Source organism: Rheinheimera riviphila (assembly GCF_004005945.1).
Taxonomy (GTDB): Bacteria; Pseudomonadota; Gammaproteobacteria; order Enterobacterales; family Alteromonadaceae; genus Pararheinheimera; species Pararheinheimera riviphila.
The window spans coordinates 258897-279128 of record NZ_SACS01000003.1 but is presented as its reverse complement, the minus strand read 5'-3'; the positions used below and the strand labels follow the sequence as shown (position 1 = coordinate 279128).

17 protein-coding genes are annotated in these 20232 nt (G+C 49.8%); 12 read left to right on the top strand and 5 right to left on the bottom strand.

Annotated features, from left to right (window positions below; genetic code table 11):
• Positions 1–111: 111 nt before the first annotated feature.
• On the bottom strand, positions 112–1281 hold the full coding sequence (locus EOE67_RS04990) for an isovaleryl-CoA dehydrogenase (protein WP_127697937.1): 1170 nt from the start codon (positions 1279–1281) through the stop codon (positions 112–114).
• Complete coding sequence (locus EOE67_RS04985; protein WP_276317433.1) at positions 1278–1727, bottom strand: MerR family transcriptional regulator; 450 nt, start codon at positions 1725–1727, stop codon at positions 1278–1280. The genes EOE67_RS04990 and EOE67_RS04985 overlap by 4 nt, the downstream gene beginning before the upstream one ends.
• A gap of 466 nt (positions 1728–2193) precedes the next feature.
• Between EOE67_RS04985 and EOE67_RS04980 the strand changes: the two genes are divergently transcribed.
• The 7 genes from EOE67_RS04980 to EOE67_RS04950 all read left to right on the top strand — a co-directional run bounded on the left by EOE67_RS04980 (position 2194) and on the right by EOE67_RS04950 (position 10237).
• Positions 2194–3378 carry an acetyl-CoA C-acyltransferase gene (locus tag EOE67_RS04980; RefSeq protein WP_127697936.1) on the top strand — a complete coding sequence of 395 codons (1185 nt, stop codon included), beginning with the start codon at positions 2194–2196 and terminating at the stop codon, positions 3376–3378.
• 266 nt (positions 3379–3644) lie between these two features.
• Entirely contained in the window at positions 3645–5141 is a 1497-nt protein-coding gene (locus tag EOE67_RS04975; protein WP_127697935.1) for a CoA-acylating methylmalonate-semialdehyde dehydrogenase, read from the top strand.
• A gap of 166 nt (positions 5142–5307) precedes the next feature.
• A complete protein-coding gene (locus EOE67_RS04970) occupies positions 5308–6465 on the top strand; it encodes an acyl-CoA dehydrogenase family protein (protein WP_127697934.1) in 1158 nt (385 codons plus the stop codon).
• 111 nt (positions 6466–6576) lie between these two features.
• Positions 6577–7350 carry an enoyl-CoA hydratase gene (locus tag EOE67_RS04965; RefSeq protein ID WP_127697933.1) on the top strand — a complete coding sequence of 258 codons (774 nt, stop codon included), beginning with the start codon at positions 6577–6579 and terminating at the stop codon, positions 7348–7350.
• Positions 7350–8504: an enoyl-CoA hydratase/isomerase family protein gene (locus tag EOE67_RS04960; RefSeq protein WP_127697932.1), complete on the top strand. Its 1155-nt coding sequence runs from the start codon at positions 7350–7352 to the stop codon at positions 8502–8504. Before EOE67_RS04965 ends, EOE67_RS04960 begins: the two co-directional genes overlap by 1 nt.
• A 60-nt stretch (positions 8505–8564) precedes the next feature.
• The gene (mmsB, locus tag EOE67_RS04955; RefSeq protein WP_127697931.1) at positions 8565–9452 is read left to right on the top strand and encodes a 3-hydroxyisobutyrate dehydrogenase; all 888 of its coding nucleotides are present in this window, start codon (positions 8565–8567) and stop codon (positions 9450–9452) included.
• A gap of 23 nt (positions 9453–9475) precedes the next feature.
• Positions 9476–10237: an SDR family oxidoreductase gene (locus EOE67_RS04950; RefSeq protein WP_127697930.1), complete on the top strand. Its 762-nt coding sequence runs from the start codon at positions 9476–9478 to the stop codon at positions 10235–10237.
• Between the two features lie 127 nt (positions 10238–10364).
• Here EOE67_RS04950 and EOE67_RS04945 read toward each other — a convergent pair whose 3' ends face one another.
• Both EOE67_RS04945 and EOE67_RS04940 read right to left on the bottom strand, forming a co-directional pair.
• Positions 10365–11006, bottom strand: a complete 642-nt coding sequence (locus EOE67_RS04945; RefSeq protein ID WP_127697929.1) for a LysE family translocator — start codon at positions 11004–11006, stop codon at positions 10365–10367.
• Between the two features lie 60 nt (positions 11007–11066).
• A complete protein-coding gene (locus EOE67_RS04940) occupies positions 11067–12176 on the bottom strand; it encodes a phosphoribosylaminoimidazolesuccinocarboxamide synthase (protein ID WP_127697928.1) in 1110 nt (369 codons plus the stop codon).
• Positions 12177–12369: 193 nt separating this feature from the next.
• Here EOE67_RS04940 and EOE67_RS04935 point away from each other — a divergent pair, with 193 nt between their 5' ends.
• From EOE67_RS04935 to EOE67_RS04920, 4 genes are all read left to right on the top strand, one after another.
• Entirely contained in the window at positions 12370–13059 is a 690-nt protein-coding gene (locus EOE67_RS04935; protein WP_127697964.1) for a class I SAM-dependent methyltransferase, read from the top strand.
• 102 nt (positions 13060–13161) lie between these two features.
• Positions 13162–13602, top strand: a complete 441-nt coding sequence (locus tag EOE67_RS04930) for a hypothetical protein (RefSeq protein WP_127697927.1) — start codon at positions 13162–13164, stop codon at positions 13600–13602.
• A gap of 106 nt (positions 13603–13708) precedes the next feature.
• Positions 13709–14257: an NADPH-dependent FMN reductase gene (locus EOE67_RS04925; RefSeq protein WP_127697926.1), complete on the top strand. Its 549-nt coding sequence runs from the start codon at positions 13709–13711 to the stop codon at positions 14255–14257.
• A gap of 12 nt (positions 14258–14269) precedes the next feature.
• Entirely contained in the window at positions 14270–15358 is a 1089-nt protein-coding gene (locus EOE67_RS04920; RefSeq protein ID WP_127697925.1) for an alpha/beta fold hydrolase, read from the top strand.
• A 125-nt stretch (positions 15359–15483) separates the two neighbouring features.
• On the opposite strand, the gene rne is transcribed toward EOE67_RS04920, so the two are convergent.
• Positions 15484–18654 (bottom strand): ribonuclease E, encoded by a 3171-nt coding sequence (gene rne, locus EOE67_RS04915; RefSeq protein ID WP_206099434.1) that lies wholly within the window; start codon positions 18652–18654, stop codon positions 15484–15486.
• Positions 18655–19192: 538 nt separating this feature from the next.
• On the opposite strand from rne, the gene rluC reads away from it, so the two are divergent.
• The gene (gene rluC, locus EOE67_RS04910) at positions 19193–20146 is read left to right on the top strand and encodes a 23S rRNA pseudouridine(955/2504/2580) synthase RluC (protein ID WP_127697923.1); all 954 of its coding nucleotides are present in this window, start codon (positions 19193–19195) and stop codon (positions 20144–20146) included.
• The last annotated feature ends 86 nt before the right edge of the window (positions 20147–20232 follow it).

The window sequence follows — 20232 nt, the reverse complement described above, 5'->3', positions numbered from 1 at the left end:
TTGAGCAGCATGGATGCTGCGAACCGAGCCCAACCAGGGATGGCTTGTAGGGCGTGTCGGCGTTCTGTAAGTGGCAACCCGCCTAAGACAAAGTCGCCAGCAAAGGTAAAATTAATTCGACTCGTTAAACAGTTCCCGGCCGATTAACATGCGGCGGATCTCGGAAGTGCCGGCACCAATTTCATACAACTTGGCATCGCGTAATAACCGTCCGGTTGGGTATTCATTGATATAACCATTGCCACCCAGCAGCTGAATCGCATCCAGCGCCATTTTGGTCGCCAGTTCCGCCGTGTACAAAATCACCGCCGCCGCATCTTTGCGCGTAGTCTCTTTGCGATCACAAGCCTTAGCCACGGTATAGGTATAAGCCTTGGCTGCATTCATTTGGGTGTACATATCGGCCAGTTTGCCCTGGACCAATTGGAACTCACCAATCGCCTGACCAAACTGTTTACGGTCGTGCACGTAAGGCACAACAATATCCATACAAGCCTGCATAATGCCGAGTGGGCCACCGGCCAACACCAGACGCTCGTAATCCAGACCCGACATCAACACCCGCGCGCCAGAGCCAACAGTGCCGAGCACGTTTTCTTCCGGGACTTCACAATCTTCAAACACCAGCTCACAAGTGTTGGAACCGCGCATACCCAGTTTGTCGAGTTTTTGCGCCTGCGAAAAACCTTTAGAACCACGTTCGACGATAAAAGCAGTGATACCTTTGGAACCGGCGTTGATATCGGTTTTGGCATAAATCACATAAGTGTGCGCATCCGGACCATTGGTGATCCACATTTTATTGCCATTCAGAATGTAACGGTCGCCTTGTTTATCGGCGCGCAGTTTCATCGATACCACGTCAGAGCCAGCGTTCGGTTCTGACATCGCCAGCGCACCGATATGTTCACCAGAGCACAGTTTTGGCAGGTACTTCATTTTTTGCGCTTCGTTGCCGTTGCGGAAAATCTGATTCACACAAAGGTTAGAATGAGCGCCATAAGACAGGGCAACTGAAGCAGAAGCGCGGCTGATTTCTTCCATCGCCACGACATGCTCTAAATAACCTAAACCAGAGCCACCATATTTCTCGTCAACGGTGACACCCAGCAGGCCTAAGTCGCCGAATTTGCGCCATAAATCGTTTGGAAATTCATTGTCATGGTCAATTTGCGCGGCGCGTGGGGCAATTTCTTCACGGGCGAAACTGTTGACTTGTTCGCGGATCATGTCGACGGTTTCGCCGAGATCAAAGTTAAGCGATTTATAGCTGCTAATCATGAAAGTTCCCCGTTTGCGGATAAGGTAATTGATTTAGATTCTGATGTTTTGGCTTCGACTAAGGTCTCGCGACAACGTTTTTCAACGGTGACCAATTCCATCAGCACGACTTTGATATCGTCCATTTGCTGATGCAGTTCGAGTTTTTTCTGTTCGATCAGTTTCAGCATAATGGTGAGTTGGGTGACGCTCGACTTATCGGCGTCATAGAGTTCAAACAGCTGACCGGTTTCTGAAAGGCTAAACCCTAAGCGTTTACCGCGTAAAATCAGTTTCAGCCTGACCCGGTCTCTTTTGCTGTAAATACGGGTTTGACCCTGGCGTAATGGCGTCAGCAACCCCTGATCTTCGTAAAAACGAATGCTACGGGTAGTGATATCGAACTCTTTGGCAAGTTCGCTGATGCTGTAAGTTCTATCGTCTTTTTCTGTCACTTTATCTATCACGATGCGGCCACTTTTATGTCTGTCAGGCGAAGGTCAAAATCGATTGCAACTATAAGTGAAGTTTACGTAAAGGTAAAGCTGTGGGCGGGTGAGTGAGTTCTGGTGCAGTACATAAATGCTGGATTTTTCGCGGGTTGACGATCCTGTGATGTCGCTAAGTGATTGTTTCAATTTAAACATTTAAAGCCAAGATAATGTAGTTAATTCAATTAGCTACTACTTAACTTGGTGCAGGCCAAGCTCGGCTGCCTGTCTGAATTTGCTGGTGATTTTGCCACCTTGTAAAGATTAGATGCCAGAGTCTGTGTGCGCGCGCAGACAGCCTGTCCGCTGTAGTTTGCAGCTAACACCAACCTGCTGGTCGGTTGACGTTGGCGTAAACGTAAATTTGGTGTAGGCTCTTGCCCAATCTGATCAAAAGCGATCGTTTTTTCTTATTACAGCAGCTAAAACTCCGGAGTATCACATGGCTGAACAAACTCAAATCGTAATCGTCGCCGCCAAACGTACCGCTATGGGTGGTTTTATCGGCGGACTAGCCGACGTGAGTGCTACCGATTTAGGCGCAACGGCGATCAGCGCTGCTTTAGCGCAGTCTGGTTTAGCCGCAGATAAAGTCAGCGAAGTGATTATGGGTTGTGTGTTACCCGCAGGTTTAGGTCAGGCGCCAGCCCGTCAGGCAGTATTAAAAGCCGGACTGCCATTATCAGCCGGTGCCACCACCATCAATAAGGTTTGTGGTTCAGGCTTAAAAGCAGTGATGCTGGCTTCTGATTTATTAAAAGCGGGTAGTGCCGATGTGGTCGTTGCTGGCGGTATGGAGTCAATGTCCAACGCACCTTATTTACTACCAAAAGCCCGCTCCGGCATGCGGATGGGCCACGGTGAAGTGAAAGATCACATGATGTTAGACGGTCTGGAAAATGCCTACGATGGCAAAGCCATGGGTTGTTTCGCTCAGGTGACCGCCAACGAGCAAGATTTCAGTCGCGAAGCGATGGACCGTTTTGCGGTGCAGTCGTTAACCCGCGCTCAAGCAGCCATTAACAGCGGTGCTTTTGTCGCTGAAATTGCCCCGGTCACTATTCAAAGCCGTAAAGGCGATGTGGTATTTGCCACTGATGAGCAGCCTGGCAATGCGAAAGTCGATAAAATTCCAACGCTGCGTCCAGCCTTTGCTAAAGACGGCACTATTACCGCCGCTAACTCCAGTTCAATTTCCGATGGCGCAGCTGCGCTGGTGCTGATGCGCGAAGCTGATGCCGTTGCCCAAGGTGCCACACCTTTAGCCCGCGTGGTTGGTCACGCCACCCATTCAATGGAGCCAGCGCTTTTTACTGTGGCTCCGGTTGGTGCTATGACCAAGTTATTGGCTAAATTAGGCTGGGATAAAAACGATGTTGATCTGTGGGAAATCAACGAAGCTTTTGCCATGGTCACCATGCTGGCAGTAAAGGAAATGGGCCTGGACGAAGCTAAAGTCAACGTCAACGGCGGCGCTTGTGCGTTGGGTCACCCAATCGGCGCTTCAGGTGCCCGTCTTCTGGTGACATTAATTCATGCATTAAAGGCCCGTGGTCTGAAACGCGGTATCGCCTCTTTATGTATCGGTGGTGGTGAAGCAGTCGCATTAGCGGTGGAAGTGGTTTAACGGTCAGTTAAAGTTTTTTAAGTCATAACAAATACGTAGCAGGACTGAAGTGACTGTTGATAAGCAGACCGTTGCGCGCCAGGGATGGCGCGCATCGAGCCCCTCAGGGATGAGTTTATGGGCGTGTCTGCGTTCGACAGTTGCTTCGGTCCAAAAGCCGACTGTGGCGTTGCTGCGGAATTAATATCAAGAACTTTCATCAACAGGTTTCAAAAATAATCAGTACTAAAGCTCAGAAGGCGAAGGTACCAAACGGGGAATAAGATATGACTACTCAGGTTCAGCTGTTTATCAACGGCGAATTTGTCCACTCAAAAAGTGAAAAATTCATCCCAGTGACTAACCCTGCCACGCAGGAAGTGATCGCTCAGGTGCCATGCACCACCATCGACGAAATGGAACATGCGATTAGTTCCGCCAAAGAAGCCTTTTTAAGCTGGAAAGAAACGCCGGTTTCAGAACGCGCGCGTTTAATGATGCGCTTTGCCACACTTTTGAAAGAACATCAGGCCGATATCGCCGACATTATTTGTCGTGAACTTGGCAAAACGGTGGAAGATGCTAAAGGCGACGTTTGGCGTGGCATTGAAGTGGTAGAACAGGCGGCTAATATTCCTTCGTTAATGATGGGCGAGACGGTCGAAAACGTCGCGCGCAGCATCGATACTTACAGCTACATTCAGCCACTGGGCGTTTGTGCTGGTATCACGCCGTTTAACTTCCCGGCGATGATCCCACTGTGGATGTTCCCGATGGCGATCGCTTGCGGTAACACCTTCGTATTAAAACCGTCGGAACAAGATCCGATGACTGTCAACCGTATTGCCGAGCTGTTTGCAGAGGCTGGTGCGCCAAAAGGCGTATTACAGGTGGTACACGGCAATAAAGAACAAGTTGATGTATTGCTGCACCACAAAGAAATTAAGGCCATTTCTTTTGTTGGCTCGGTCAATGTGGGTCAATACATTTACAAAACCGGTACTGACAATTTAAAACGCGTACAGGCTTTTGCAGGCGCGAAAAACCATATGGTCATTATGCCGGACGCCAATAAAAATCAGGTGGTGAATGCCCTGGTTGGTGCATCAGTTGGTGCTGCAGGTCAGCGCTGCATGGCAATTTCAGTGGCGGTGTTTGTGGGCGCTGCTGCTGAGTGGATCCCGGATGTGGCTGCCGCCATTGGTAAAGTTCGTCCTGGTGTATATACCGATCCAAACGCCGCCTATGGCCCGCAAATCAGCCCACAAGCCCGTGCCCGGGTATTGTCGTTGATTGATCAGGGTAAAAAAGAAGGCGCCACTTGTCTGCTGGATGGTTCTGGTATTGTGGTTGAAGGTTATCCAAATGGTAACTGGGTGGGTCCAACGGTATTTTCGAACGTCACCACCGACATGGCGATTTATAAAGAAGAAATCTTTGGCCCGGTGCTGAACACCATGACGGTGAATTCATTGGATGAAGCCATTGCGCTGGTAAACTCAAGCCCGTTTGGTAACGGCACCGCCATTTTTACCGCCAGCGGTCACGCCGCCCGTAAATACCAGCATGAAGTGGAAGTCGGTCAGGTCGGTATCAATATTCCAATTCCGGTGCCACTGCCATTTTTCTCGTTCACTGGCTGGAAAGGTTCGTTCTACGGCGATCAGCATGCCTATGGTAAACAAGCGGTGCGTTTCTACACTGAAACCAAAACCATTACCGCGCGCTGGTTTGAAGATGATATGGCGGCCACCGGGCCGAATATGTCGATTAACTTGCGTTAATTCATAAGTTAATTGTACGAGCGATCTGCTGAACTGGCAGTAATCTGGATTGAACTAAGCGAGCAATCGAAAGTGAGGCGCGGAGCGCCGAACGGGCGAGCGTGTTTAATCCAGGTTGCGGCCAGTGTGTCGGGCCCAAGAACACCCAGAATAAAAAGGTAACCCAATGAATTTCAATTTAACCGAAGATCAAAAAGCTTTTGCCGATACCGCCCGTCAGTTCGCTGAAACTGAATTAGCACCTTTTGCCGCCGAGTGGGATCGCACCCACCATTTCCCGAAAGACGTGCTGCAAAAAGCCGGTGAACTGGGTTTTTGCTCGTTGTACACGCCAGAAAACGCCGGTGGTTTAGGTCTGTCGCGATTGGATTCTTCGATTATTTTCGAACAACTGGCGATGGGTTGTACCGCCACCACTGCCATGTTGACCATTCATAATATGGCAACCTGGATGATTGCCACCTGGGGCACTGCCGTTGCTAAAGATGAATGGTGCCCAACCTTAGTCACCGGTGAAAAACTGGCGTCTTATTGCTTAACGGAGCCAGGCTCTGGTTCGGATGCGGCGTCTTTACGCACCAGCGCGAAAAAAGATGGCGACAGTTATGTCATCAACGGCTCGAAAATGTTTATCTCCGGTGCCGGCGCTACTGAAGTGCTCGTGGTGATGGCGCGGACCGGTGAAGCAGGTCCAAAAGGTATTTCGGCTTTTATTGTGCCAGCCGATGCCGCTGGGGTAATTTACGGCAAAGCCGAAGAAAAAATGGGCTGGAACGCACAGCCGACTCGCTTAGTGACTTTTGATAACGTCCGTATTCCGGCGCATTATCTGTTGGGTAACGAAGGTGAAGGTTTTACTTTTGCCATGAAAGGTTTAGACGGCGGTCGCATTAATATCGCCACTTGTTCGATTGGCACGGCGCAGCAAGCGCTCAATACCGCCCGTAACTATATGCTGGAGCGTGAGCAATTTGGTAAACCGTTGGCGGCGTTTCAGGCATTGCAATTTAAACTTGCTGATATGGCGACCGAGCTTGTTGCGGCTAGACAGTTGGTACGCTTAGCCGCTTTTAAACTAGACAGTGATGACGCAGAGAAAACCGCTTATTGCGCCATGGCGAAACGTTTTGCTACCGATATCGGGTTTCAGGTCTGCGATCAGGCGCTACAAATTCATGGCGGTTATGGTTACATTAAAGAATATCCACTGGAGCGGCATTTCCGTGATGTGCGGGTGCACCAGATTTTGGAAGGCACCAACGAAATTATGCGCTTGATTATCGGCCGTCGGTTGTTGGATAGTGCCGCCAGCGACATATTATAAGGCCAGTTTATAAGGCCGTTTTAGAAGGCCAAAGTTGCTGCCGGTTTTGTTCCAGCATTTTTCCAAGCGGCCGGTGGCAACCTGTTTGATTTAAAAAAGAAGGATTTGTAGATGTCTCAGCTTAAACTTGAAAAGCGTGGTCACACTGCGCTTGTCACCATCAGCAATCCACCGGCCAATACCTGGACCCGTGAAACGCTGACCCAACTGCGGGATGCGGTGAAATCGCTGGAGCAGGATAAAAACATTTATGCGTTGGTGATCACCGGTGAAGGCCAAAAATTTTTCTCAGCTGGTGCCGATTTAAACCTGTTTGCCAGTGGCGATAAAACAGTGGCTTCGGATATGTCGCGCATTTTTGGCGAAGCATTTGAAACCTTGTCAGCCTTTCGTGGCGTGTCGATTGCCGCGATTAATGGTTATGCCATGGGTGGTGGTTTGGAAGTGGCATTGGCCTGCGATATCCGAATCGCTGAAGAGCAGGCGCAGCTGGCGTTACCTGAAGCCAAAGTTGGTTTGTTGCCTTGTGCTGGTGGCACCCAGAATCTGGCGTGGCTGGTCGGTGAAGGCTGGGCGAAACGGATGATTTTATGTGGCGAGCGCATTGGCGCGGCCAAAGCATTGCAAATTGGTTTGGTCGAAGATGTCGTCGCTAGCGGTTTGGCACTGGAAACGGCGTTATTGCTGGCGGATAAAGTTGCTGAGCAAAGCCCGCCAGCGGTCAGCGCTTGTAAAAAGTTAATCCAACAAGGCCGCAGCGGCACCATTTCCAGCGCCTTACCGCTGGAACGTGAGTTATTTGTTGGATTATTTGATACTCAGGATCAGGTGGAAGGTGTGTCGGCTTTCCTGCAAAAACGCAAAGCAAACTGGGTGAATGGCTGATGACAGAACAGGTACAAGAGTTAGTTTCCGATGTGGTGCTCTTTGCGACCATCGCTGCCGACAACGGCAAACTGATTGGCGTCGCGACACTGAACAGTGAAAAATCACTGAATGCGCTCAGTCTACCGATGGTGGAATTATTGCTTCCAAAGCTGCAGCTGTGGAAAGACGATCCACAGATAGCAATGGTGCTACTGCAAGGTGCTGGTGATAAAGCCTTTTGTGCAGGTGGTGATATCCGTGATTTGTACCACACCATGCGTGAAAATCCGGCGACTTATCAGCATTATGTGGAAGATTTTTTCACCAAAGAATACAGCCTCGATTATCTGATCCACACCTTTGATAAACCGGTATTGGTCTGGGGCAACGGTATTGTAATGGGCGGTGGACTTGGTTTAATGGCCGGTGCTTCGCATCGGGTAGTGACAGGCACTTCGCGCATTGCGATGCCAGAAATGGCGATTGGTTTATACCCTGATGTCGGTGGCAGCTGGTTCTTAAATCGGATGCCAGCTGGTTGTGGTTTGTTTTTAGGCCTCACTGGTGCCTCGATTAACGCTGCCGATGCCAAGCTGATTGATTTAGCCGATCACTTTATTCCGCATGACAAAAAGTCCCTGGTGCTGGAAAAACTCAAAGCCATCCGCTGGGGCAATACCATTACGCTGAATCATCAAAAATTGTCGGATGAATTGCTGACGTTGGAAGAGCTTTCTCGCAATCAGCAGCCAGCCAGTCAAATTCGTTTACATCAAACTGCAATCGCCAAACTTGCCGAAAATCCGGATTTAGCCTCGGCGATGCAGGCAATTCTCGAGATGCCAAATGAAGACAGCTGGCTGACGAAAGCCAAAGCCTCGTTGCAATATGGCAGCCCGATCACCGCGCATATTGTCTACCGGTTATTACAGCTGGGGCAGTCAAAAATACTGGCCGACAGTTTCCGGTTGGAATTGGGCCTAAGTGTACAGTGCGGCAAATTGGGTGAATTTACCGAAGGCGTGCGGGCATTATTGATTGATAAAGACCAAAAACCACAGTGGTTATACCCGGATGTGGCGGCGGTCCCAGCAAGCGTGATCGATGAATTATTCCGTTCGCCTTGGTCTGTCGATCAGCACCCACTCAAAGAATTAGGCCGGGTACATTAAGTATCAGCCACCGGCTTGGCTGTATAGCCAAACCGCTGAACCCTCTATTGGAGAAAAAATATGGCCACAGTTGCCTTTATTGGTTTAGGAAATATGGGTGGCCCGATGGCCATCAATCTGGTGAAAGCCGGTCATCAGGTGCAAGCTTTTGATTTATCGGCTGCCGCCTTAGCGCAAGTGGAAGCTGAAGGTGCGGTGGTGGCAACGTCGGCCCGCGCCGCGGTGCAAGGTGCTGAATTTGTCATTTCAATGCTGCCAGCAGGCAAGCATGTGGCAGCCTTATATTTAGGTGAACAAGGTGTGGCCGATGATATTGCGCCATCGGCATTAGTGCTGGATTGCTCAACGATTGATGCGGCTACGGCGCGTCAGGTCGGTGCTGGTCTGGCGGCTCAGGGCATTGCCTTTATTGATGCGCCGGTGTCTGGCGGTGTTGGTGGTGCCAAAGCCGGTACTTTGACCTTTATCGTCGGTGGTTCAGCCGCCAACTTTGAACGCGCCAAAACTGTGCTCGAAGCCATGGGCAAAAACCTGTTTCACGCTGGTGATGTTGGCGCCGGGCAGGTAGCAAAAATCTGTAATAACATGCTGTTATCGATTTTAATGGCCGGTACCAGCGAAGCGCTGCAACTGGGCATTGATAACGGTTTGGATCCAAAAGTGCTGTCGGACATTATGCTAAAAAGCTCTGGCCGTAACTGGACTTTGGAATTGTATAACCCATGCCCGGATGTGCTGCCAAATGTGCCATCGAGCAACGATTATCAGGGCGGTTTTATGGTTGATCTGATGGCCAAAGATTTAGGGCTGGCGGCCGAGTGCGCGCAGCTGAGTCAGTCTGCCACCCCAATGGGTTCGCAGGCCCGCAATTTATATGTGACACATCAGCGCCAGGGCCATGGCAAACTGGATTTCTCCAGTATTTTCCGGTTTTTTGCGAAAAAATAACCTCGTTCAAGAGTGAGTATTCAATGAATTTACAAGCCAAAAATATCGTCATCACCGGTGGCGCCCAGGGTTTAGGTCTGGAAATGGCACGGATGTGCGCCGCAGCGGGTGCGCATTTGGCGCTGATTGATATGAATGAAGCGCAGCTGGCTGCGGCGAAAACTGAACTCGCAGCAACAGGCGTCACAGTCCGCACTTATATCGCCAATGTCGCCAGCGAAGCTGAAGTTGAAGCCACCTTCACTGCCATTGATAGCGATTTTGACGGCATCGATGGCCTGATCAACAACGCCGGCATTTTGCGTGATGGTTTATTGCTGAAATTTAAAGACGGTGAGCTGCAAAGTAAAATGTCGCTGCAGCAATTCCAGTCAGTGATTGATGTCAATTTAACCGGCGTGTTTTTATGTGGACGTGAAGCTGCCGCTTCGATGGTCAAACGTGGCCGCAAAGGCGTGATTATCAATATGTCGAGCGTGGCACGCGGCGGCAATATGGGTCAAACCAACTACGCCGCCTCCAAAGCCGGTGTGGTCGCGATGACCGTGACCTGGGCGCGTGAGTTAGGCCGTTACGGCATTCGGGTGGGCGCTATTGCACCCGGTGTTATTCGCACCGCGATGACCGATGCGATGAAACCTGAAGCCCGTGACCGGTTAGAGAAAATGAAACCGGTTGGAAGATTGGGTGAAGCGAACGAAATCGCCCATACTGCAAAGTACATTTTCGAAAACGATTTTTTCACCGGCCGGGTGGTGGAAATTGATGGTGGTATTTCGATGTAAGGTTGCAGTGACCTGGCGTGTTACCTTTGAAGGTCGATCAGCTCGGGTCATGTCTAAAGTGCCAAAAGCCCGCAAGTAACGCGGGCTTTTTCATTTTCACACTGCAAATTTAAGTTTCAGCGCGGCTTTAAATTTCAGCGCGGCTCAATGCCAATTTAAAGCCAAGTGTGATAAACAGACCGCCAATCAGTCGGTTCAGCCACAGTTTTACCCGCGCACTTGCCTGAACTTTTTGACTGGCAACGGCCGAGCTCCAGGCCAGAAACAAACACCACAGCATGCCATTAAAATTAAAAATGGCGCCTAAAAACAAAAAAGCTTCGGCTTTGCTTGGTGCATCCGGCGCCACGAACTGCGGTAAAAAAGCCAGAAAAAATAACGCAACTTTTGGATTGAGCACGTTAGTCAACAAACCCTGCCTGAAGATTTTGCCAACAGACTCAGTCACTGGCACCTTGCTTCCAACACTATTATCGGAAGCAGAACGGGCACGCAGCATTTGAATGCCGATATACAGCAAATAGCCTGCACCCAGTAATTTGATCAGTAAAAATGCTTCGGCCGACGTCGCAAGAACAGCCGACAGCCCAATCGCCGCGGCCAGAATATGCACGCAGGTACCGGTACAAATGCCAAAGACAGCTGCAGCACCTGCTTTAAACCCCTGACTGGCACTTCGAGCCATAATCAGCAACGAATCAGGCCCTGGCGCAATGTTCAGCAATAAACCTGAAACGACAAATAACCATAAATCCTGGGTACCAAACATAAGACATCCTTTCTCAAAGTCTAAAAAAGAAAGGGGAGCATTGCTCCCCCGATACTCGCTTTAGGCTAAATCAATTAACCCGTAGTGCTGTTGCAGCACCTCAATAATTTCTGCCTTGGGGTTTGCCGACAGTGTAATTTTCCCACCAATCACTTTTTCGGCAATGCCTAAATAAGTGCGGGAAATATCCATCATCACATCAGTTGGCAGGGCATTGTCACGTGCTAACGCTGCGCGCTCTGGCATGCGGTCTTTATTCAGCAGAATATCCGGATCCGGGAAGTTGCTGAGTAACCACTGGCGGAAACCTTCTTTCGATTGTTCGACAATGTTGCCATCACGCCAGGCGGCGCCGTCCCAAATCCGTGAGCTATCCGGGGTGCCGACTTCGTCCATATAAATCAGTTTGTCGACGCCATCCAAGCCTTTGACATACCCAAATTCAAATTTGGTATCAACGAACATCTGATCCAGCGCGGCGAGGGCATCGCTAATCACGCCGAAGCCTTGTTTCAGCAGCTTTTCATAGAGGTCGATATCTGAAACCTGTTCAAAGCCAAAGGCTTTGCTGTGGCGTTCGATATCGCTACGGGAAATGTTCACATCGTCCGCTTCAGGTACACCAGCGAGGCCGGTCAGGATGCCTTTGGTCGAAGGGGTGATCAGAATTTCCGGCAATTTTTGATCTTTTTGCAGACCTTCCGGCAGTGTGATACCGCAGAATTCACGTTCGCCTTTGCTGTAAGCGCGCCACATTGAGCCAGTGATGTACTGGCGGGCAATAGCTTCAATTTTTACCGGACGGGCTTTTTGTACAATCCACACCAGCGGGTGCGGGATATCCAGAATATGACTGTCGGCTAAACCATGTTGTTTAAACAAAGCAAACCAGTGATTAGAAATGGCGTTGAGTGCAGCGCCTTTGCCTGGTACGCCATTAAGGCCGTTTTCGCCATGCCAGATGCAATCAAAGGCAGAAATACGGTCGCTGATCACCATAATAGCCAACGGTGTGTCGGTGGCAACCGGGTAATTTTTTTCGCGGATTAAACGGGCGCTGTCAGCGTCAGTCAGCCAATACACGCTGCGGACTTTGCCGGAATGAACAGGTAAATGGGTACGGATCGGCAGATCATCATTAACCGCCAGAACTTGAGTAGCAAGAGTCATTATCAGGTCTTCTGTCGCTGAAAAAGGCGGGGCTCAGTCTACCAGAAAGCTTTGCACAACAAAATCTGAGTGCAACAAAATCTAGGCGCAACAAAATCTGGCGGTTAAGATAAAGTGGCTCTGCTATGATGCCGCTTTCCTTATTTCATCGTTTTGTTTGCCTGTTGCCAGGCCGTTCAGGAAATTGTTTGTGATGCATCTTACTGCCGCCCCTTGTTGTCCGTTATGCCACAACGCGGATTGTGTTATTTATAGTGCCGATAAACGTCGCCAATATTGGCGTTGCCCAGAGTGCCAGTTGGTGTTTGCTGATCCGTCTGCTTTGTTGGACGGCGCTGCGGAAATCAGTATTTATCAGCAACATCAGAACGATCCAACAGATCTGCGTTACCGGGCATTTTTAAATAAATTGGCCGCACCGCTGCAACAACGTTTAGCTAAAACCGGCTTGCAGGGGCTGGATTTTGGCTGTGGTCCGGGGCCAACCTTATCCTTGATGCTGGCCGAAGCCGGGCAGCAGATGGCGATTTACGATCCGTATTTTGTAAATGACCCGCAAGTGCTGACGCAACACTATGATTTTATTTGCGCCACTGAAGTGATTGAGCATTTTTATATACCGTCGCGCGAATGGCAGTTATGGCTGCAATTGTTAAAGCCGGGCGGTTGGCTGGGTCTGATGACCAAACTCACCGACCAGGTGACCGATTTTGCCAACTGGCATTACAAAAATGATCCGACCCATGTCAGTTTTTTTAGCAGCGAGACCTTTGCCTATCTGGCACAACGGGATGGGTTCTCGCTGGAAATCATTGGACCTGATGTGATTTTGCTGCAGAAAGCCCCCGGAAATAGCGTCGGGAGCATAGCCGGGGAGTTGTAATCGTTAGCATATTGATCCTTATCAAACGACGACAAGCAGTTGTCTTTTCAGGCATTGTCAGGCCATACTCAGGGCTCAAAAAACTGCCAAAAGGGATCAACAATGCCGGTAGTACTAAAAAAAATTCTGGCGTTAGTCATTGGACTGGTCATTTGTGTGTCGACGGTGGCGCTGCTGGAGCAGCTGAATCATAGTTTGTTCATTCCAACCAGCGCCAGCACTGCCGATTCCCACGACCCTTCGGTAGCCACTGCCTTTATGAAAAACCTGCCGGTTGCCGCTTATCTGATGGTGTTGTTCGCCTGGCTGGCAGGGACCGCTCTGGGGATTGCCGCTGCCAGTGTATTGATCAAAAGAGTCAGCCGCTTGTTTGTGCCGGTGATCACCGGTGTAATGTTGTTATCGACCATCGCCAATTTCTATTTATTACCGCATCCAACCTGGTTGATGATTGCCGCGGTCGTGCTGATCCCTGTCACAGGTTTTGGCACCGGCTGGCTGCTTCATCGCCGATTTAAGGTCCCGGTAACACCTGATACCTAACCAGAAGTCCTGTCATGCAGTTGCCATGACAGAACCCAATACTTAATGTTCAATACCGTAGCAACAAGCTGTGGTGTTGCCACTGATTAACCTGCAAGGAGTTGTTATGTCTGATTTACATATTCTGGCCATTTGCGGCAGTTTGCGTGCGCAATCCCGTAATCTGACGTTACTAAAATACGCGCAAGCAAATGCGCCGCAAGGTATCCAGATTGAGATTGCCGATTTATCCGAAGTGCCATTTTACAACGCCGATATCGCGGAAAAGCCGGTAGCCGTGCAGCAACTGTTGGCGCAATGTTCGAAAGCTGATGCGCTGTTATTTGGCTGCCCCGAATACAATTATTCGCTAGCGCCAGCGCTTAAAAATGCGCTCGACTGGGCATCACGCGAACCTGACAACAAATTACTGGCAGGAAAAGCTGCGGCCATTATGGGTGCCGGTGGCGGGATGGGGACTTCTCGCGCGCAATATCATCTGCGTCAGGTTGGGGTGTTTTTAGATCTGCATTTCGTCAATAAACCAGAAGTGTTTGCCAATGCCTTTAGTCCAAGTTTTGACGCCAACGGCAATTTGGTTGATGAGAAGTTACAGGCATTAATCGTGCAGCAGTTGCTGGCGTTACAACAGTTATCAGACAAAGTCCGCGGCTAAACAGGAGTTCCGGTGAAAGCTTTTTCTTTAAAAACACTGCCAGCTTTGATGTTGGCAGCAGGGCTGACGGTTGGTTTGCCGGCGCCACTGCTGGCTGCAACTGCAGTAAATCCCTATAAAGTGCTTACTGAAACAGAGCTGGAAGCGCAGCAGGTGCAAATTGATTTGTTTTGGCAAAAACAAATCAATCAAGGCAGCTTTGCAGGTATTGGCGAAGTGCCGTTGCATTATGCCTATGTCGTTCCTGCCAACGCCAAAGCAACGATTGTGATCCTGAATGGTCGGACCGAATCGGTGTTGAAGTATCAGGAAATGTATTTTGAACTGGCACGCCAGGGTTATGCGGTGTTTAGTTACGACCACCGTGGCCAGGGTTTATCGGGTCGGTTGAATGCAGATCCCCATCTTGGTCACGTGGAAGATTTTCAGCATTATGTGCAGGATGTGGCGCTGTTTATGGCGAAGTTCTCCGGACAGATGCCAGGGCCAAAGCTTTTAATGGCGCACTCGATGGGTGGTGCTATTGGCAGTGCTTATCTGGCCAAGGCGCCGACTGAGTTTGTTGCTGCTGCAATGTCTGCACCGATGCATGCCCCGAATGCCGAGGTGATTTTTGGCGCTCAAGACGGTTGTTATCTAGCAGCAGCTGTGCGCTGGAGCTGTAGTGATTGTTATGCAGGTTTTGTATCACAACCTTATAACCCGGGGCCTTTTGTCGGCAATATCTACACTCAGTCCGAAATTCGTTATCGTCGTTTTCGTGAGCAATATCAGCAACAACCGAAAATTCAGTTAGGTGGACCAAGTTGGCAGTGGTTATCACAAGCCTGTGCTATTGCCGATGAAATGCCACAAATCGCTGCGAACATTCAAACACCGGTGCTGATTTTACAGGCCGGCGATGATTCGGCTGTCGCACCAGCGCCGCAGGATGAATTTTGTCAGGCGATTGGCAGTAATTGCGCCGGTGGTAAGGTGTTGCACTTCGCGGGCGCCCGCCATGAATTTTTTATTGAAGCGGATCAATACCGGTTGCCGGCCATGACGGCAGTATTGGAATTCTATCAGCAGCAATTGTCATTGCCTCAAGCCAGTAAGTAAATCCCTTGCGATAGCTTTGGGTGAGCATGGTTGTTTGATGTCATAGCCCCATAAAAAAAGCCAGATAAATTATCTGGCTTTTTTAATGGCTGTAGTTGTAACTGCAGCCTATTTAACGACTGACCTTACTCGTCAACAGACTTTGGTTTGGTCATTGGAGCAGTGCTGATCTGACGGTTGGCATTGGTAGAGCGTGAGCTTGACACAACTACCGGGCGGTCTGCAGCAGCCATCGCGACCGGCACTACAACGGCTTCGTCAGAGCTTGCTGCCGCCACTGGCTTGGTCATATCTGACGTCACCATATTGCCGTAGCGGTTGCCACGGGCAGCTGGTTTTGCTTTGGCCGGGGCTACAGGTGCTTGGGCAACAACAGCTTCAACAACTGGAGCAGGAACCGCAGCTTCAACAACTGCTTCAACAGCGACTGGCGCAGGAATTACAGCTTCAGCAACATCAGTCGCTACAGGAGTGGTAGCTTCTGCAGTTACTTCAACAGGAGCTGCAACAACAGTCGGCGTTTCAGCAATAACAGCGGAGTGCTCGGTCTCAACGTCCACACTTGTTGCTTCAGGGCTTTGCGCTTTGGTTGTTGTCGCTTTTGCCCGGCTGCGGCTGCGTGGTTTAGCACTGGCTTCCGTGGTTTCTGCCGCAATGGCTACCACTGGCGCCGCTTCAACAGCAACTGGCTCCGCTTCTACCACAACTGGCACTGTATCAGTTGGTACGGCGACCACTTCTACAATCGCTGCAACACTTGTTTCAACACTAGTTTCACTGACGGCAGCAGCAATCGGTAAATCCAGCTGTTGTTCGGTGACTTCAGTGTTTTCTTCCTGTGGGTAACGTGCTTCTACCGCATCGTCAGCGTCACCGGCAGTTTGTTCTTTTTTGCGCTTTTGACCCGCGGCACGTAAGTGACGTGGTGAGCGACGTGAACGACTGCGGTTTTCGCCTTCTTCTTTATCGGCGTCAGCAGCTTTGTCGGCATCAGCTGCTTTACCGGCATCGGCAATAGGTTGCAGATCTTGCTGTTCAGTGGCTGTCGCTTCAACAGCTGACACCACAGGCGCAACGGTATTCACGTTGCCATCGATATCTGTTGCAACCGCAATGGCTGCAACTTCAGCGATGTCAGCATTCACGTCCGTCGCGACCGCTTTTTCCAACCGCACTGATTTACGCATATTACGACGTTGACGACGTTCAACCACTTTGCTGGAGCTGACTAACTCTTCTTCCGCTTCAACCTGCACCTTGGCTGGTTTTTCTGCTTGTGGTTTTTTCTCGTTCCGATCTAACCGTTCAGTGCGCTCCGGGCGTTCAGTACGTTCCTGACGTTCCGCTTTTTCCGGACGTTCAGTACGGGCTGGGCGCTCAGTACGTTCGTTGCGGTCATTACGCTCAGGACGTTCAGCACGGGCTGGACGGTCACTATTGCGTGCCGGTTTGGTTTCATCACGAACCTGCGCTTTGTCATCACCTTCGTGACGACGTGGCTGGTTGTTATTGCGACCATTGCGACGGTTTTTATTGTCACGGTTGTTGACGCGGCGCTGCGGTTGTTCTGCAACTTCTTCAACGACAACTGGCGCCGGGGCAAACAGTGATTTAAAGAAACTGCTGACTTTGGCAATAATGCTGGTTTCAACTTGTGCTGTGGCAACGGGTTTTGCGGCAACAGGCGCTGCTACCGGGGCAGTTTCCTGCATCGCAATCGCAGCAATCGCCGGTTTTTCTTTCACCGCATCAGACACCGGGTGGTACAGGGTGTTTTGCACCGCTGGCACTTTCACCATGTTGTAGCTCGATTCTTCGATTTCTTCATCGATACGAATACGGGTTACTTCATAATGTGGCGTTTCCATATGCTCATTTGGAATGATGTAAATCCGAATACCTAACCGGCTTTCGATACGGCGGATAGATTCGCGTTTTTCATTCATCAGATAAGTGGCAACCGACACCGGCACCTGAGCATGGATTTGACTGGTGTTGTCTTTAATCGCTTCTTCTTCGATCAGACGTAAAATCGACAATGCTGACGACTCGGTGCTACGAATAGTCCCGCGGCCATGACAACGTGGGCAGACGTGTGTTGCAGACTCGCCAAGTGACGGACGCAGGCGCTGACGCGACATTTCCAACAAACCAAAACGCGAAATACGACCAATTTGCACGCGGGCACGGTCTTGCTTGACCGCTTCTTTTAAGCGGTTTTCAACTTCACGCTGGTGACGCACTGGCGTCATATCGATGAAGTCGATCACAATTAAACCACCTAAGTCACGCAGACGGAGTTGACGGGCAATCTCATCAGCGGCTTCTAAGTTGGTGTTAAAGGCTGTTTCTTCGATATCACCGCCTTTGGTCGCTTTTGATGAGTTGATATCAATGGCGGTTAAAGCTTCGGTGGAGTCGATGACGATTGAACCACCTGAAGGTAAACGCACTTCACGGCGGAAGGCGGTTTCAATCTGGGTTTCAATCTGGAAATGCATAAACAGCGGTACTTCACCCTGATACATTTTCACCCGGTGGGCGAAATCAGGACGGAATTGCTGAATGTATAATTTGGCTTCTTCGAAAATGCGTGGATTATCAATGAGGATTTCACCAACATCACGACGCAGGTAATCACGGATCGCACGGAATACCACGTTGCTTTCCTGATGGATCAGGAACGGAGCAGGGCGGTTTTGTGCTTCAGTGGTAATGGCTGACCAGTGTTTCATCAGCGCTTTTAAGTCGTAATCCAGCTCTTCGTAAGACTTGCCAACACCGGCGGTGCGGACAATCAAACCCATGCCATCAGGCATTTCCAGCTGACCTAACGAGTCTTTCAGTTCCTGGCGCTCATCACCTTCAATGCGGCGTGAAATACCACCGGCACGAGGATTATTCGGCATCAGCACCAGATATGAGCCAGCTAAACTGATAAAAGTAGTCAGCGCAGCGCCTTTTTGGCCACGCTCTTCTTTATCAATCTGAATGATCACTTCCTGACCTTCACGCACGACTTCTTTGATATTCGGGCGGCCGTCAAAGGAATAACCTTGGGGGAAATATTCGCGGGAGATTTCTTTTAGCGGTAAAAAACCGTGGCGCTCTGCACCATAGTCAACAAATGCAGCTTCGAGGCTGGGTTCTACGCGGGTAATACGGCCTTTATAAATGTTGGCCTTTTTTTGTTCATGGCCTGGGCTTTCAATATCCAGGTCGTACAATTTCTGGCCATCGACCAGTGCTACGCGGATTTCTTCTTCCTGCGTGGCGTTTATGAGCATTCTTTTCATTGTGTCTGACTCGTCCATTCAGCCACAACGACAGCGCACATTTCGTTTGCGTGTCAGATGTTGTCAAACATATACAGGTGCAGTCTCCCGACTGGAATGCTTGAATAATCAATTATCTATAAATTGTTATTATCAATATTGTTTATCCGGCCGGATTGTAACCCCAGCCGTATTACAAATTTGCTCTGATCCACATCGCTTACGAGCGCTGCGTTATAGCTTTCTACTTTTAATTTTTTTGCTCATGGACCGGAAGCGGTGTTGTGCTGGTGTTGGTAACAAATTACGCAGCATTACCTCAAGCATCTGGCGTTATTCTCGTTCGGGGCAGATAAAGTCGTTGGTTTTCACCACGAATTAGGTATGATCTGTCTCCCGACCGGTGCCTCACAGCTTCTCTTACGTCTTGATGAGCGCCCTAATCGCCGTAGGTTTTAGTAACTACCGGCGCAATTAGCGGGCTGATTATCACACCAATCAGCGACCAATAGCAACTTAATTGTCGTGAATTCAATAAGCGGCAGAGCAGCAAATACGCATGACTGATGAAATTAAAACTCCCATCCAATATATTGATGTGGATGAAGAATATGCTGGCCAGCGGCTGGACAATTTTTTACTGGCGCGCTTAAAAGGCGTGCCAAAAAGCGTGATTTATCGGGTAGTCCGTAAAGGCGAAGTCAGAGTCAATAAAGGCCGGATCAAACCTGAATATAAATTGCAGGTCGGTGACCAGGTGCGGGTGCCACCATTAGTCGTGGCCGCCGAAAAAGATCAGGTCTCCACCAAGCTGTCTTTAGTGAAAAATCTGGAAAGCCATATCTTATTTGAAGATAACGATTTGATTGTTCTCAATAAACCAACTGGCATGGCCGTGCATGGCGGTAGTGGTTTGCAGTTTGGTGTGATTGAAGCTTTGCGCGCGCTCCGGCCAACGGCCAAGTTCCTGGAACTGGTGCACCGGCTGGACCGTGATACCTCGGGTTGTTTACTGATCGCAAAAAAACGCTCGGTGCTGACCCATATCCACGAGCAACTGCGCTTAAAAACTGTCGAGAAAAAATACTGGGCTTTAGTCGCTGGACAGTGGGATGCCCGCAATAAGAAGGTGACTGAACCGCTGAAGAAAAACACTCTGCAATCGGGTGAGCGGGTGGTGCGGGTCGATGAAAAAGAAGGTAAACCTTCAGAAACGCGATTTAAAATTCTGCAGCGTTATGTTGAAGGCACTTTAGTCGAAGCTTTTCCAGTGACTGGCCGCACCCACCAAATTCGCGTCCATACCGCTTGTGTTGGTCATCCAATTGCTTGTGATGATAAATATGGTGATAACGAATTCACTGCACAGATGAATAGTCTTGGCCTGAAACGTTTGTACCTGCATGCCAAAACGCTGGCTTTTACCCACCCGAATACCGGACTGGTGATGAAATGCGAAGCGCCGCTGGATACCGAGCTTGAAAAAATTCTGACCCGGTTGGTTAAAAAGTAATAGTTCTAATCATCCCGCAATCGATGGGGCAGCTTTGCACCATCGAGTGGTTGATAAAAGTAGTTGCTATAAACAGTGGTGAAAAA